Raw genomic sequence first — 279 nt, 5'->3', positions numbered from 1 at the left:
TATAAAACTATGTCAATCCTTAGGGCTACACTTTATTGAACTTAATATGAATATGCCAGAATATCAGCCAGATCGATTGGATATTGATAAATTGGTACATATGAAAGAAGAAAGCGGGATCTATTATACAATTCATCTGCCGGAGGAATTCAATATCGCTAATTTTAATGATAGTGTAAGAACCGCTTATGAAACGATATTTGTCGATACAGTAGAGTTAGCAAAAAAATTGAAAGCTCCAATCTTAAATATGCATATGAACCTTGGGGTGTTTTTTAA

1 protein-coding gene is annotated in these 279 nt (G+C 32.3%); it reads left to right on the top strand.

Features of this window, described 5'->3' with window-relative positions:
* Nucleotides 1-46: 46 nt before the first annotated feature.
* On the top strand, nucleotides 47-279 hold a 233-nt coding region (locus tag RAD04_RS38590), incomplete at its 3' end, for a hypothetical protein (RefSeq protein WP_461627954.1).

The organism is Bradyrhizobium sp. 25ACV (assembly GCF_054863005.1).
Note: the sequence above shows the minus strand (reverse complement) of the source record. Positions and strands in the feature narration are given on the sequence as shown.